The sequence below is a fragment of the Pedobacter sp. AC163 genome (genome assembly GCF_979258665.1).
Window position 1 is genome coordinate 3,238,051 of record NZ_OZ409872.1, and the last position, 13,761, is coordinate 3,251,811.

The following is a 13,761-nucleotide window of genomic DNA, read 5'->3' on the forward strand; positions in this document are numbered from 1 at the left end:
GAACCAACACCAAAGCTTCACTTAACCTTAAGGGTTACTGCGAGGTAATGAAAGGGTAACGAATAGGTACAAGATAGGTAAAGAAAAGGTTTACATGGGGTAAAGCAAGGGTTAACCTTTGTGCCAGAAAGGGTAAAGAAATTATAATCTTCCTTTTCGATAGCTTTCCTGGAAAGCCGCCAGCAGTTCACGCTTGTAAAACCGATCGCCACCAGGCATTTTGATTGGCCTTAATGTGCCATCTTTTACTTTACGCTTGTAAGTGCTCTCGCTAATTTTTAAATAATCTTTAACCTCCTGACGGGTCATTTGTTCCTCTTCAGGCATAAGCGGTGGCGAAGACAATAAAAGATTGGGGTGTTCCTTTAACAAAAGATAAATTTTATAAAGGATTTGAATGAGGGTATCGATCTTTTTCATAATTCAAAGTCTTAATTGCCGGCAACAGCATTAATCGTTTCATGATTCGATTAAATGTTGCCTAATAATATTACTTGTAACTATGCACTGACCGATGATTAAATTTACTTAAAGAAGGATATAAAAACAGCTATTATTTCAATGAAATTATACACAAAAGCAATCTTTTTAACATATTGAAAAAGGATATTATTGCCTCTCGATATATTCTTTAAAGGCAACTTTAAATTTCGGATAACGGTTTCGCGTTACCGATACAGATCCATCAAAATTAATTCCGCTTTTTAAGATTAGCATACCTCCTTTACCATCGTTTTTATACGTTTCAATAGTGTCGAAACCAATAATCACGTTTCGGTTGATTTTGAAGAAATCTTGTGGATTGAGTTTCTCTTCCAACTCATCGGTTTTGAAATCGATGAACCAAATGGTATTGTCTTTTAAAAGTGCCATGCCTGCATTCGACTCCCGTTTGTAGCAATTTAAATCTCTTACATGAAAAACCCTTTTATTGATTCCCATGCTCCCATTGAACGCCAATAATGGTAACTGTACCGCAGAGGATTCACTCGATTCGCTTCCGGGTGAATCCGGAGGAGCAAGTTCCGGAGAATCATTAGCGATGGGTTGATTGCTGGAATAATAGAAGTAGTACCAGAGATTAAAGCCATAGATCAGTAACTTCACTAATGGAAATTCGGAAGTTAGATAATTGCTTTTTGAGAAATCGTAGCGGAATAACCAAAAAAAGTACTTCACAAGCGCTAAATCAAGTGCAATAGGAAACAGGGCACAGCAGAGCAATTGAAAAGCCAGGCGTTGGTTGAAGTTGCGGTGCCAGGGATGATAATGATCCAGCGTTTTAGTGCCCTGATGAATGATGGCAATTAAAATGAATGCAATCCCAATACTGAATATGATAGTGATGATTACGTTAGGGTCAAAAATGACAACCCAAATCGGCCTTTGCTGTCCTTCCACTACTATATAAAAAGCAGCAGTAACAGCGAGGATTAAACGGGATGCCAGAGGTAAATAGGTTTTATTGGTTAATCTGGATTTCAATGGTTTTACAGGTTACGTTTCGTTTAGGCTTAAAAGGTATAAAATTTATTTCTTATGCACTGAAAACACCGCTGCTAAACCGCTTACCTACCTTATTTTTAAGCTTACCCAGGTAATTATTATGGACCATTTATACCTGGTTTTGGGCAATTTGCGAGCTATTTAGTGTCAAATAGCGCTGTAAATGGACATTTTATGGTTTTCCCGCTCATCTGTATTTTGTTGGCTTTAGATTGATCTCTAAGTTTGAAGAGCACAATGGTGTGCAAGATTAAAACGAATACTATGGATAAAAATGAACTTAGTCCCGAAGGTTTATCCGAACTTTTGAGGCAGCTTTACCAATTGCCCGACGCCCAATTAAAGTTTGAAGCAGCAGCAATCATCGCCGATTTCAGGAGGTGGTTAACGGGGAATTTTAACCTGGCCGAAAGCCAGATCATTTTCCTTACTGCATTAAGCAACGAATTTATTGCCATGGCCGCGGTTAAAAGCGCTTACTTTATTGAAAACCGGCTTCCTGTTGTGCTAGTCAAGGCGGCCACTACTGCTGCCCGCTCCGAAACACAAGACAAAGTGGTTATTGTGCATGAAGATACGAAGGGTAAATATTCATCTGTTGAAGGGTTTACACAAGAAGAAACACTCACCTTTACCATTGAATATCAGTAGGCACATCATGAAATCCGCAGTGCATTGACCGATACTTTGTTGCGGAGAGTAAAACACAACCATCCCTATTAGCTCACATCCCCTGTACATTTGGATCCAATTCATCCTAAAGACGACCATGACCGCCTTCACTGATTTTACAAAACACCTGAGTCAATACCATCCGCTATCCGAAGGGTTGACCGAATACCTGGAAGAAAGTGTTACCGAAAAAGTATTGCCCAAAAACTCCAAGCTGTTAGAGGCCGGTAAAATTCCAAAACACATCTGGTATCTGCCATCGGGTTCGGCAAGGGTACACCGTGTAGATGAAAATACTGCGGAAGATTTGACTTTATGGTATTGGCAGAATGAGTTGATCTTGCCGCTTGATGGCCTGTTTAGCCAAACCCCGGCCAGAACCACCATCTCACTCGATCAGCAAAGTACGGTAATTGCCCTATCGTATATTCACCTCAAGCACCTCAATCACCTTTTCCCTGAATATTATTTGATTAGTCAGGGCTATCTGGAGCGCATCAATCAAAAACTTAGTGAACATCTTGATTTGATCCAACATGCCGAAAGTGCTGCCCGCTACGCATTCCTGATGAAATACCATTCTTCCTTATTGTTGCATGCCGGCCTGAAAGATATTGCCTCCTTTTTGGGCATGAGCATCAGCACCATCAAACATTTGCGTTATGGCTAAAACCTGCGCATGCAGCTTAAGCCAATATCCCCCATGTAAATCATCCATCAGATGAATTAACTCAACCGCCCAAAGCCGAATTGATTATAAGCGCTGCAAATTAAGCTTGCATTCGGTGCAATTCTAACCTTCTTTACTCCTCCTTATCCGGCTAGCTTTATTCTATTCAAAATGAGGGATATGAAAAGCAGGTTAATCATCGGTAATCTTTTAAATAAAGCAGGGTTGATGCTGCTCATCGCTTTGTGGACTTACGCCTTTTTTATCAAAATCATCGATTTTAATCACTACCAGAATCAAATGGCTGATCAGCCTTTTCCCCTCTTTTTTCAGGGCATATTAACTTACGGATTATTGATTAGCGAGGCTTTAGCCGCAATCCTTTTAATTATTGGTAAAAAGTTTACTGGCCTGATCCTTTCCTTAATGCTTTTAATAGCGTTTACCATTTATATTTTACTGGTTCTTAATGGGGCTTTCCCTGATAGGCCTTGTAGCTGCGGGGGCTTCATTTCTAAAATGAGCTGGAAAAATCATTTAAAATTCAATCTGATTTTAATCGCCATCAATAGTTTTTGTCTTTACACCATGAGCAAAAAGGGAAGGAGGTTAAGCGACACATCATAAATTATTTAATAAACGGGGCGAAAGCCCAAACCTTAAACTAAACTTTTTCACTGCTTTTTCAAATGCAAACAAGCAGTATTAAAACATGAATACAAACATTAAAAATTTAAGCAAAGGCCTATTAGCCGCCGCTTTCGGATTAACATTGGTTTTTACAGGATCTGCCTTTAAAACAGAAAGTAACGCTAAGAGAACCCAATACACCTTTCGTTTCAACGATGCCAATCATAGCGAAGCTAACGTAGAAGATGAAAGCAAATGGGTTTATGATGCAACAGCAGGAGATTGTGATCAGGAGCAGGAACAAGCCTGTTTAATAAAAGTAGATGCTGCCTATGTAAATGCAGGTGCCAGCCCAACATTGAAATCTACCTTAAATCTAAATGCGAGTGCCATTTCATCAGCCAATGCGTACGTGGCAGGAAGTGCAGATGCCAGCATGGAAATTCAAAACCGTAGTATTCAATAGTATATCAATCTGATAAAACGGCAAAGGGCAGATAAATTTATCTGCCCTTTTTTTAGTTTTGTGGCATACCCGAAGCCTCAATAATATCTGTGGGGATCGGTAATGCATAATAGCTTGCATTTGGCAAAAGTGTATAGGTTTTGCCGTTCACTAATCTTTTCAGGATAATGTTTGCACCTTCTTTGTTGTATCGCTTCAAATCACCGAAGCGCAGGCCCCGCATTAAAAGCTCCTTTCTCCGTTCTGATCTGATTTTATCCAGGGCATCAATTCTGTCGACTGCCGTTATGGGCACAAAAGCTACTGAGTTTTTCCACCTGCTTTTTAATAAAGTATTTAAATCGGCCATTGCGCCAGGTAAATCATTAAGATACGCCTTACACTCTGCGCTATTTAAATAAAGCTCGTCAGTTGCAAGCCCCGAGAAATAAACCGTAGCGCTTCCGGTATAGTTTCCTTTAAATTGCTGGTACGGTGCGGCGGCTTTAAAAAATGCAGTTTTCCTTAAATCATTTGGACCATAACTGGCATATAAATTAGAATCAATCCTTATTCTGGCAGTTGTAGTTACACCAAAACTGGTTGATAATTCTGCATACCAAATGGTTTCTTTATTAAATTTTTTAACAGGCACAGCGTTACTCAATGCTAACAAGTCCGTATCGCCGTTGAAATTCATGAGCTTGTTATTTAACTTAAGCGCTTCAGCAGCATATTTTAAAGCCAGATCATATTGATGCATGTAGAGATAACACCGCGAAAGTAAGGCCGCCGCCGCCCCTTTTGATGGGCGCATCACATGCTGCGGATAGTTGGGTAATAAATCGATTGCTCTGGTGGCATCCTCAATCACCTGCTGATAAACCTCGCTCACGCTTGCCCTTACTGATGGGCTGTTAAAATCGGTATTTAAACGCAGCGGAATCCCTAAATTGGAAACTGCTGACTGATCATAGGCTAAACCAAACTGGCTGTTCAGCATCAGGAAATAATAGGCCCTGAAAAATAAGGCACTGCCCTTAACATGATCCCAGGCCGCCGCATTGGCCGTATTGCGGGTGATATCATCCAATAGCTCCAGACTTAAATTGCTATTGTAAATGGCAAGGTAGCCCATGCTCCAATCATTTTGATAGCGGTAAGCAGTAGGTTGCCAGGTATAAGCTTCCTGCCCCCGGGTAATAATCGCGTTGTAACTGGCTGGCGGCAGGAAAAAGTCATCGCCCGAGGCCTCGCCAAATGAAGGCGTAGTTCTCAGGTTCATTAAATTCGCATCATCCAGTAATCCCTGGGCATCAGCAAGTGTTTTCGGGATCACAAGCTTCGCATCGGATTTTATTTCCAGGTATTTTTTACAGCCCAATATGACAATGGTGGCATAGAGCCCCATAATGATTGCTATTGTGTATTTCTTTTTCATCGTTTTTTATATTAAAATGAGCCTCTTAAGCCAAAGGTGAACTGGCGGCCTGGTGGAATGACATGGGTATAATCCGGATCGTAATCATCCTGATTGGCTTTCCATAAAATGCCGGCATTTTGCAGACCTGTATATACCTCCAGGTTGCGGAAAGGAAACTTCCAGGTTGCTGTACTAAAAGTATAAGCCAAACGAATGTAATCCAGCCGGATGTGATCGCCAGGCATAATGTTGGCGGTTGCGCCTGCATAAAAAGCATCACGGTTACCATTAACAGGATAAATGAAAGCAGGTACATTCGTCGTGCGCTCATCACCTGGTTTTTGCCAGCGTGTGGCAAACTCCTTATTGCCAATCCCATTGCTGATCAACTGACTGTAAGCAATTGCAGGTTTCCGCACCTGATAGCCGAGTTTATAATTGATATTGAAGGATAAGCTCAACTGCTTCCAGCTAAAGGTATTGATTAAAGATCCGAAATAGGTGGGGCTGGCAGTGCCTTTATATTCCAGGTTAGCACCAGTTTGCCCGGCCTCTTCGGCAATGGCATTATAGTCTGTACTCAATTGCCCTTTTAGGTAACCTTGCGGATTGCCCTGCCCATCCAGCCCGCCCCATTTGTAGGCTGCAATGGAGTAGAGTGGATAGCCTTCCAGTGGGGTAATAAAGGTGCCTCCCGAGAGGAGACTGACGATATTAACACCATATTGATTATAATACTTGGTTGTTTTGCTTTGGTTATAACTAAGGTATAAATCGGTATTCCAACTGAAACGACCCCGATGAATGTTTCTGCTGTGTAAATCCAAATCGAAACCGTAACCTTTCATGTTGGCGATATTCCTCACTAAATCATCTCTGCCGCCCCAGGTGGTATAATCGTAAGGTGCATTGCCATATAAATCAGCTCCTTTTTTAAGGTACCAGGAAAAGGAACCGGTGAATCGCTGCCTTTTCAGTTCAAAATCAACCTTGAAGTTGAGTTGCGACAATTGCTCCCAGCGCAAACTGGGGTTGCCAATGGTGTTTACCCTGGTAATCGGAAAACCGGTTACGGTGTTGTTGGCATATCCGGCAATTGCCGATGCGCTTCTGCTTAAATCTACATTGCCACTATAACCGAAAGTGCTGGTTAATGTGAATACCGGCAGCCAATCCAGGTGATAAAAACTTTCTTCCGCCAGTTTCCAGCCCAAGCCTGCGCTCCATAAAGGTTTCCATTTATCGTTGGTATTGGCGCCAAATATATTAGAGCCATCACGGCGAACGCTGCTGCTTAGGGTATAGCGCCCTTTGTAACTGTAGGCAATATTGGCATATAAACTTATAAACCTGTAGTCGGTTTGCGTTAAAGTATTGCCTCCTGCCAGCTGACTGTAATTACCGGTTAACAATTCAGGATAAGAGGTTAATTCATCCACCACACTAAAATAGAGCGGATCGGCCTGATAACCCAAACGCCTGCTGGAATGGCCACTGGTGCTGGCCGAACGCATTTCAGCCCCAAAAATGGCGTTAATGGCATGTAAGCCGAATAGCTTATTGTAATTAAACTGCGCCCGCCCGGTTTGAGAATACACTTCTGTTTGATCCATATTCAGGATGCCGCCCTTTGGCACGATATATTTGATCAAGCCTGTACTTTGATCATATTGACTAAAGGTATTTACCAGGTTCCGGGCAGCGTAGCTCTGCGCATCGGCCGTTTGGGTATATGCCGAATTCTGTTTCTGGTATTGGTAGCTCAACTGTAAATTTAAGCCGCTCATGATCTGATAGCGCAAGCCTGCGTTGGCAAAAAATTCCTGCGTTTTTCTTTTATACCCATCATGGTTATAATCGTCGAGCGGATAGTAAGCCCAATCGAGCAATTTGCCTCCTGCCAAAGTATCGGTATAGGCCGAACGGTATTGGTAAGCCAGTTTATCGCCTGATGCAAAATCGAGATAGGCCGGAAAACGACCGCCAACGGATAGACTGTTGTAGGCGGGACGGCCGCTATTCGCAGTACTGTTGGTGTAATAGATATTAGTGCTTAAATCGAGGTTTTTAACAATTTTAAAATCGTTAGCAAAATGAAGGTTCAGTTTGTTATTTGTGGTGTAGGTTTCTCCTTTAGCCCGATCGTAAGCAATTCCAAATAAGTAACTGTTCCGTTCTCCACCACCCTTTACATTCAGATTGTATTGTTGGGTAACTGCATGGGTATAGAAATTATCCAGATACGATTGGCGGGTATCATTTTTGCTCAGCGCTTCCAATTGAGATGCCCCGCTTTGCTGATTAAGCGACCCATTGCGCATCGCCAATAAAATTTCTATCGCTGGCGTGAGCGCATAAAAAGGCGTGGTGGTGATCCTATCATTAAAATAACCTGCATCAAATAATTGCCGCTCCACCATAATGTAATCACGGGCTTCCAGTTGATTCATTTCTTTCAGCTTAGGCAATGCCTGTGAAAAGTAATTGGCTCCAAAGGAAATCTGCATGGCCTGATTTATTTTTCCACGCTTACTGGTAATCACAATTACCCCATTGCCTGCCCTGGCGCCCCAAATTGATGCAGCCGCCGCATCCTTCAAAACCGAAACACTTTCTACATCGTTCGGATTAATGTTGCCAATGTCGCCTTCATAAATAAAACCATCGAGTACAATCAGCGGATCCAAAGGACCGTTAATAGTGCCCAGGCCCCGGATGCTCAGGTTGGTGGTGTTTTGAGGATTGCCATTGCTTTTGCCGGTTTGCAGCATCAATCCGCTGCTTTGGCCAATAATCCTGTCGAGAATATTGCTGCCCACCCGGGTTTGAAGCGCCTGCTCATTAATCAGCGAAACAGCGCCATTAATCTCATTTGGCTTTACCGTTTGATAACCGGTTTGTACCACCACATCTTCCAGTTGCTTCACTTCTTCGGTCATTTTAACGAAGAGAAAATCGCCCTCCCGATGGTAAACTTTTGTCAGGCTGGTATAGCCCAGAGCAGTAAAGCGTATCGTATCACCAGGTTTAATAAAAGGGATCGTAAATTCGCCGTTCCTACCATCGGCAAGCAGCATCCCTCCTTTAAACCTCACACTTGCCCCAACCGGTCGGCCATCTAAATCTGTTACCTTACCTGAAATTTTTGATGGGTTTTGCGCATAGGCCGTAACAAATGCCAGCATCGATAAGACGATCACCGTACTGATGATCATGAAGTTCCACTTCATTTTTTTAGCGTTAAAATGATTGTCGTTCATGGCTAGTCTTTTTTAAGTTTGAGGTTAAGCGTTAAACCTGCAATCAACCGTTCGATATTTGCAGGCTTAACCTGATCTGCCCGCGTAATGGCTTTAATGCGGCCATCTGCTCCAATCCAGATGTAGTGCGGCATACTTTTGATCGGAAAAACCTTTTTTATGGCTTCACTATGTTGCACCATTGGCATCGAAAAGCCACTGTCGGCATGCAGCCTCTCTTCTAAAAATGCCTGTAATACCGCTTTGGTGTCTTTGGTATAGGCATCCATTAAAATGATCTGCAGGTTTTTAGCATACTGGCGTTGCAGCGAGTCCATTTTTGGAAACTCCTTTAAACAGGCGGTACAATAGGTTGCCCAAAAATCAAGAATGACCGCTTTTCCCCTGAGTTTTGAGAGTTGAATGGTGCTGTCTTTATAATTGAGTACCGTTGAGAATACTACATTGGGCACTTTATCGCCAATGATTAGGCGTTCCTGGGCTTGTGCGACTGCCCAAAAATTCAGGCATAGCAATGCCATTACAGTAAAAAGTATTATTTTTTTCATGTTTAGTTTGTTTAGACCTCACCCCCCGCCCTCTCCTTTAAGAGAGGGAGCTCTGGGCGGCTATAGCATTGTGTCATAAATACTTCAAATCATCGTCATTGCCTGCCTGCGGTAGGCGGGCGAGGCCGGACAAGAGGGAGCCGAAGCAATCTCCTCGTTTACGCGATGCTTCCCTTAGACAAATTCCGTCCAGCAAATTCCCTCCCGAAAATCCGTCATCTCGACCGTAGCGGAGAGATCTTTTAAAGCAGGTATTAGTCTCACCAGTTGTCATCCTGAGCTTGTCGAAGGATCTCTTTCGCCTCATCGGCGGCAGCCTTTTACCTTTTTCTTGATAAAAAGGTAATCAAAAATCAAGGCTGGCATCTGATGTCGGCTATCCTCGTTGAAACTTCCATTGCGGCAACACAAGTATTCCGACGAAGGGTCGGAACAGAACGCGTTGCCTTGTTCCTGGTAATTCAACGTTAGTGCAAAATTTTCAACGGGCTATACATCCATCATTTGCTAGGCCGGATCAAACCGCCGGCATTGCTCTTCACATTATCGTCATTGCGAGGCCGGACAAGAGCGAGCCGCGGCAATCTCCTCTGTAGATCCCTTCCACATGCCATTATCATTTAAACGATATGGCATATAAGGGCATATCGTTTCAATCTCTTCAACAAATCCCCTCCAACCAATCCGTCATCCTCGCGTAGGCGGGGATCTTAAAGCGCTACACATTTAATCGGAAGTGAAAGACAAACCCCACCTGTTCCTTAAACCTTTATTAAATCACCAATTTTCTACAAAAAAGAAGGAGCAGGCAGGGCTTGATCATGCTTTACACAGGGTTTTTAGGCTTCAAAGCAAACAAATAGTCAAAGGGGCAATCAAAGGGATGGGTAACATGGTGGTGATGTTTAGGGATAGAGCCGAACGCAAAAAAAAGTATCGCTTTGGGATGGAGCGTAGAATCAATCTGTACCTGTTTTTCTTTTCTGTTCATACTCGTATGGAATACGAGTCTTGGTGGAATGAATACCTGTGGGCTCTTCAAACCATGATTACCTAAAAGTTTCTGAAGCCTTATGTCAACATGGAATTACAGCAGAGCCCACAGTTATTTCAATGCACAAAGATAGTACATCTAAAACAAGCTGTGGGTATTAATCTGCTTACTTGCGTTGACGGCTTCAGATTTGTAATCGCAAGACTCTTATTAATACCGTTGTGTAATAAACAAAGATAATCAAAATATGTAATACATGTATGTCATTTCGTGTTTATTTTTTTTATCCTTTTATAGCGTATGGGAGAGGGAATTAATATTTCTGAAATTGATCAGTACGTTATAGATTTCGTTATTAAGCTAAGAGATAAATATACTCTTAAGCAAGAAGATATTGCTACAGTTTTGGGGGTGAAAAGAACCTTTATAACGAATGTAGAAAGTCCTAAAAATAGATCTAAATATAACCTATCTCATATCGACAAATTGGCTGACCATTTTGGCATTTCACCACGTGAATTTCTCCCTCTGCACTCTTTATCAAAGGAAAAATGATAAGAATAAATAACTATTGCCCATGCGCTCTCATCTAATTAAAATACTACAAGAATACTTAAGTTCAACTCAAGGAGAATTCAATGAAAATAAAATTGCTAATTTTTTGAGACATGAACTTCCTGACTCAGTTAAGAGAAACATAGCGAATCCAGAGAGATACGTTGTAAAAGGTTCGGCTGGAAATGGAAGATGGGTAGCGTGCCCTTGGATTGCAATTCTTGATTTACTAGTAACAAACACTACACAGAAAGGATATTATCCTGTTTACATTTTTAGTGAGGATATGTCTGGATTTTATTTAACATTAAATCAGGGTGTAACTAGTGTCAATCAGGAAATAAAAAAGGGCTATAGGGACGTTCTTAGAAAAAGAGCAAAATCCTATCAAAGGCAAATTAAGATTGTAGATGATCGCTTTACTACAGAGCCAATTGACCTGAAGAAAAATAAGAAAACTAGTAGTAGCCTACCAGGCGATTATGAAGCAGGTAACATAATGTCGAAATATTATCCTGCCGCAAATATTCCCAAAGAAGATATGCTTTTAGATGATTTGACGGAAATGCTTATTATCTATAAAAATCTAGTTGATGATAACAATGTGACTTCTTTACCGAGAGATGAAGGCAAAGAAGTAGATGATATTAGAAAATCCAAAAGAACAGAAACTCAAAAACAAAGGTTAATTAATGCAAGACTCGGCCAGGGTGAGTTTAGAAAAGATGTCGTTAATATTGAAAAAAAATGTAGAATAACAAAAATATCGGATTTGGCATTTTTAGTTGCAAGTCATATAAAGCCTTGGTGTAAATCAACTGATAAGGAAAAGCTGGATGGTAATAATGGGTTGTTGTTGAGCCCACATGTGGACAAACTATTTGACAAAGGTTTTATAAGCTTTACAGGAGGTGGAAAAGTTTTGATAAAAGATGAAGCTAAGGATATTTTTACTGCATGGGGCCTCAAGGAAACTAATGTTGGTAGCTTCAACAAAAAACAACAAGAGTATTTGGCCTATCACAGGGAAAAATATCAATTCGAATTATAGCCTTGTCAACAAATCGAATACAATTTTAATGTCTGCTTCGGCCCAAGCAAAGTTTGTTAAGTTTTCTTTAGTCGACCATACAAATTGAGCATGTTCAGCCAGTTTGATCTCTTGAGTTATTAAAATGCATTCAAATGGAATTAGCCTGATTATAATGGAAGGATACTCATAAATGTTTTCAGGTAGTTGTGTAATAATTTTAACGTCGAGATTTAGTTCTTCTTTTATCTCTTGAATTAAACATTGATCAGGTGCCTCGTTAAATTCTACATTACCCCCAGGAAATTCCCATTTTAATGGGAGGGACATTTTTTCACTCCTCTGGGTAACCAGTATCTCCCCAAAATCATTTATTATAATGGCACAGGTAACATCAATCGGTTTCTTCTTCAAACTGTAATCCAAATTACCCACGTTCTATTTATTTATAGTGATCTGCATTTTGTTATTTATAACAATTTGCAGATTCCCTTCAAATTTAAGCAGCTTTCCAATAATACAGATTCTTTTGTTTAAGCATAAAGCTTTTACATCTAAGTTTTTTAACACCAAATCTTTTTTGTAAAAAACTAAAGTTAATTTTTGATTAGGATAATCTCCACCAATATTTACAAAGGTAAGGCTCGGCAGTATTATAATACTATAAACAGAATCACAAACTACGACCTTTTGGCCGATATATTTTGGCGCATCATTAATTGGGATTTGTTTCTGGGCGTTGGTTTGGCTAAAAATTAGGGATGAAAAAATTAAGAGGATTAGCTTTTTCATGATTAAAAATAAACAATTTAGTTGATAATATTTGATGAGAAATACTAAATGGCATGGAGATGAAATTATTCTGGCGTTAGATTTATATTTTAAATTGACCCCTGGCCAAATACATGTAAGAAACCCAGCAGTTATTGAACGCTATAACTTTTCATGACTAAGCCGATAATATTTGGGAGATAAAAGGTATCCCAGAAGGCTATCAATTTGAAGATAGAAGAATAATGATGAAAGACAGTTTCCATAGAAACTGTGCAGGAGGAATTGATGGTACAGGGAAAACAGTTGTTGCTATTGTACTTTCAGGGGGCTATGCAGATGACGAAGATCTTGGCGATACAATCATTTATACTGGCGCTGGAGGAAATGAAGGCGGCAGTAAAAAGCAAACCAAAGACCAAGACTGGAATAATCGAGGCAACGCTGGATTATTAAAAAGCATGGACGAAGGATTACCCATAAGAGTAATTAGAGGTGCAAAACACAAAACACCATTTTCTCCAAAACAAGGCTATAAGTACGCAGGCCTTTACAGTGTAATAGATGCATGGCAGGAGATCGGTAAAAGCGGCTTTAAAATCTGCAGATACAAGCTCGAATACACAGGCATTAATCCACATAGGAAAACCACAGAAGAAATAGAGCTTGATTACTCGACTAAAGATAAAAAGAGAACCGAAAGCGTCGTTCTAAGGATAGTTCGTGACACAAAATAGCAAGAGAAGTCAAACAACTCTACAATATCAGTGTCAAATATGCGATGAAACCATTATTACCAAAGTTGGCCGCTATCCCGAAGGTGCACACATTAAACCGCTAGGCAAGCCACATAACGGAGATGATAACTCGAACAACCTAATATGTTTGTGCCCTAATCATCATGTAATGTCTGACAATGGGCTATTCTCTATTTCAAATGAATTTAACTTGTTAGGCGATGTAGCTGGAAAGTTAATTTTGAAAGAAAAACATGAACTAAATTTATCAAATCTAGCCTATCATCGCCTTGCACATGGATACAGTTAGAGTTGTTTGTGTCATTATTTTCTAAGAAGATAAATCACGTGCTAATGGATTATGCAAACACGCAACCATCGTAATTCAAAGCCACCCACACGGCATTTATACGGTACATATGATGCTGTCAAAGGATATTTTTATAACTTCAGACTTTATAGGACTGATGTAGACCAAGAGAATAACATACGACAGTATTACCGCGAAACCAACCGCAGT

General features: G+C 40.6%; 16 protein-coding genes. 9 read left to right on the forward strand and 7 right to left on the reverse strand.

Annotation, left to right across the window (positions count from 1 at the left end; all coding sequences use genetic code 11):
- Positions 1–141 precede the first annotated feature (141 nt).
- Both ACZZZK_RS13970 and ACZZZK_RS13975 read right to left on the reverse strand, forming a co-directional pair.
- A complete protein-coding gene (locus tag ACZZZK_RS13970; RefSeq protein WP_463484663.1) occupies positions 142–420 on the reverse strand; it encodes a helix-turn-helix domain-containing protein in 279 nt (92 codons plus the stop codon).
- A 189-nt stretch (positions 421–609) separates the two neighbouring features.
- The gene (locus ACZZZK_RS13975) at positions 610–1,485 is read right to left on the reverse strand and encodes a LytTR family transcriptional regulator DNA-binding domain-containing protein (RefSeq protein WP_463484664.1); all 876 of its coding nucleotides are present in this window, start codon (positions 1,483–1,485) and stop codon (positions 610–612) included.
- A 285-nt stretch (positions 1,486–1,770) separates the two neighbouring features.
- Here ACZZZK_RS13975 and ACZZZK_RS13980 point away from each other — a divergent pair, with 285 nt between their 5' ends.
- From ACZZZK_RS13980 to ACZZZK_RS13995, 4 genes are all read left to right on the forward strand, one after another.
- Positions 1,771–2,157 carry a hypothetical protein gene (locus ACZZZK_RS13980; RefSeq protein ID WP_463484665.1) on the forward strand — a complete coding sequence of 129 codons (387 nt, stop codon included), beginning with the start codon at positions 1,771–1,773 and terminating at the stop codon, positions 2,155–2,157.
- 118 nt (positions 2,158–2,275) lie between these two features.
- A complete protein-coding gene (locus tag ACZZZK_RS13985; protein WP_463484666.1) occupies positions 2,276–2,848 on the forward strand; it encodes a Crp/Fnr family transcriptional regulator in 573 nt (190 codons plus the stop codon).
- Positions 2,849–3,028: 180 nt separating this feature from the next.
- Positions 3,029–3,475 carry a MauE/DoxX family redox-associated membrane protein gene (locus ACZZZK_RS13990; RefSeq protein WP_463484667.1) on the forward strand — a complete coding sequence of 149 codons (447 nt, stop codon included), beginning with the start codon at positions 3,029–3,031 and terminating at the stop codon, positions 3,473–3,475.
- An 85-nt stretch (positions 3,476–3,560) separates the two neighbouring features.
- Positions 3,561–3,944, forward strand: coding sequence for a hypothetical protein (locus ACZZZK_RS13995; RefSeq protein ID WP_463484668.1), 384 nt, complete (start codon positions 3,561–3,563; stop codon positions 3,942–3,944).
- Between the two features lie 52 nt (positions 3,945–3,996).
- On the opposite strand, the gene ACZZZK_RS14000 is transcribed toward ACZZZK_RS13995, so the two are convergent.
- The 3 genes from ACZZZK_RS14000 to ACZZZK_RS14010 are packed head-to-tail and all read right to left on the reverse strand — an operon-like array spanning position 3,997 to position 9,154.
- The gene (locus ACZZZK_RS14000; protein ID WP_463484669.1) at positions 3,997–5,364 is read right to left on the reverse strand and encodes a RagB/SusD family nutrient uptake outer membrane protein; all 1,368 of its coding nucleotides are present in this window, start codon (positions 5,362–5,364) and stop codon (positions 3,997–3,999) included.
- A gap of 11 nt (positions 5,365–5,375) precedes the next feature.
- On the reverse strand, positions 5,376–8,606 hold the full coding sequence (locus ACZZZK_RS14005) for a SusC/RagA family TonB-linked outer membrane protein (protein WP_463484670.1): 3,231 nt from the start codon (positions 8,604–8,606) through the stop codon (positions 5,376–5,378).
- A gap of 2 nt (positions 8,607–8,608) precedes the next feature.
- Positions 8,609–9,154: a TlpA family protein disulfide reductase gene (locus ACZZZK_RS14010; protein ID WP_463484671.1), complete on the reverse strand. Its 546-nt coding sequence runs from the start codon at positions 9,152–9,154 to the stop codon at positions 8,609–8,611.
- 736 nt (positions 9,155–9,890) lie between these two features.
- Between ACZZZK_RS14010 and ACZZZK_RS14015 the strand changes: the two genes are divergently transcribed.
- From ACZZZK_RS14015 to ACZZZK_RS14025, 3 genes are all read left to right on the forward strand, one after another.
- On the forward strand, positions 9,891–10,211 hold the full coding sequence (locus ACZZZK_RS14015) for a hypothetical protein (RefSeq protein ID WP_463484672.1): 321 nt from the start codon (positions 9,891–9,893) through the stop codon (positions 10,209–10,211).
- 237 nt (positions 10,212–10,448) lie between these two features.
- Positions 10,449–10,703: a helix-turn-helix domain-containing protein gene (locus ACZZZK_RS14020; RefSeq protein WP_463484673.1), complete on the forward strand. Its 255-nt coding sequence runs from the start codon at positions 10,449–10,451 to the stop codon at positions 10,701–10,703.
- Between the two features lie 22 nt (positions 10,704–10,725).
- A complete protein-coding gene (locus tag ACZZZK_RS14025; RefSeq protein WP_463484674.1) occupies positions 10,726–11,754 on the forward strand; it encodes an MrcB family domain-containing protein in 1,029 nt (342 codons plus the stop codon).
- Here ACZZZK_RS14025 and ACZZZK_RS14030 read toward each other — a convergent pair.
- Both ACZZZK_RS14030 and ACZZZK_RS14035 read right to left on the reverse strand, forming a co-directional pair.
- Positions 11,749–12,147 carry a (deoxy)nucleoside triphosphate pyrophosphohydrolase gene (locus tag ACZZZK_RS14030; RefSeq protein WP_463484675.1) on the reverse strand — a complete coding sequence of 133 codons (399 nt, stop codon included), beginning with the start codon at positions 12,145–12,147 and terminating at the stop codon, positions 11,749–11,751. The genes ACZZZK_RS14025 and ACZZZK_RS14030 overlap by 6 nt on opposite strands.
- 24 nt (positions 12,148–12,171) lie before the next feature.
- Positions 12,172–12,525, reverse strand: a complete 354-nt coding sequence (locus tag ACZZZK_RS14035; protein ID WP_463484676.1) for a hypothetical protein — start codon at positions 12,523–12,525, stop codon at positions 12,172–12,174.
- A 188-nt stretch (positions 12,526–12,713) separates the two neighbouring features.
- On the opposite strand from ACZZZK_RS14035, the gene ACZZZK_RS14040 reads away from it, so the two are divergent.
- Positions 12,714–13,241, forward strand: a complete 528-nt coding sequence (locus ACZZZK_RS14040; protein ID WP_463486294.1) for a YDG/SRA domain-containing protein — start codon at positions 12,714–12,716, stop codon at positions 13,239–13,241.
- Positions 13,228–13,551 carry an HNH endonuclease gene (locus tag ACZZZK_RS14045; RefSeq protein ID WP_463484677.1) on the forward strand — a complete coding sequence of 108 codons (324 nt, stop codon included), beginning with the start codon at positions 13,228–13,230 and terminating at the stop codon, positions 13,549–13,551. The genes ACZZZK_RS14040 and ACZZZK_RS14045 overlap by 14 nt, the downstream gene beginning before the upstream one ends.
- Positions 13,552–13,761: the final 210 nt, after the last annotated feature.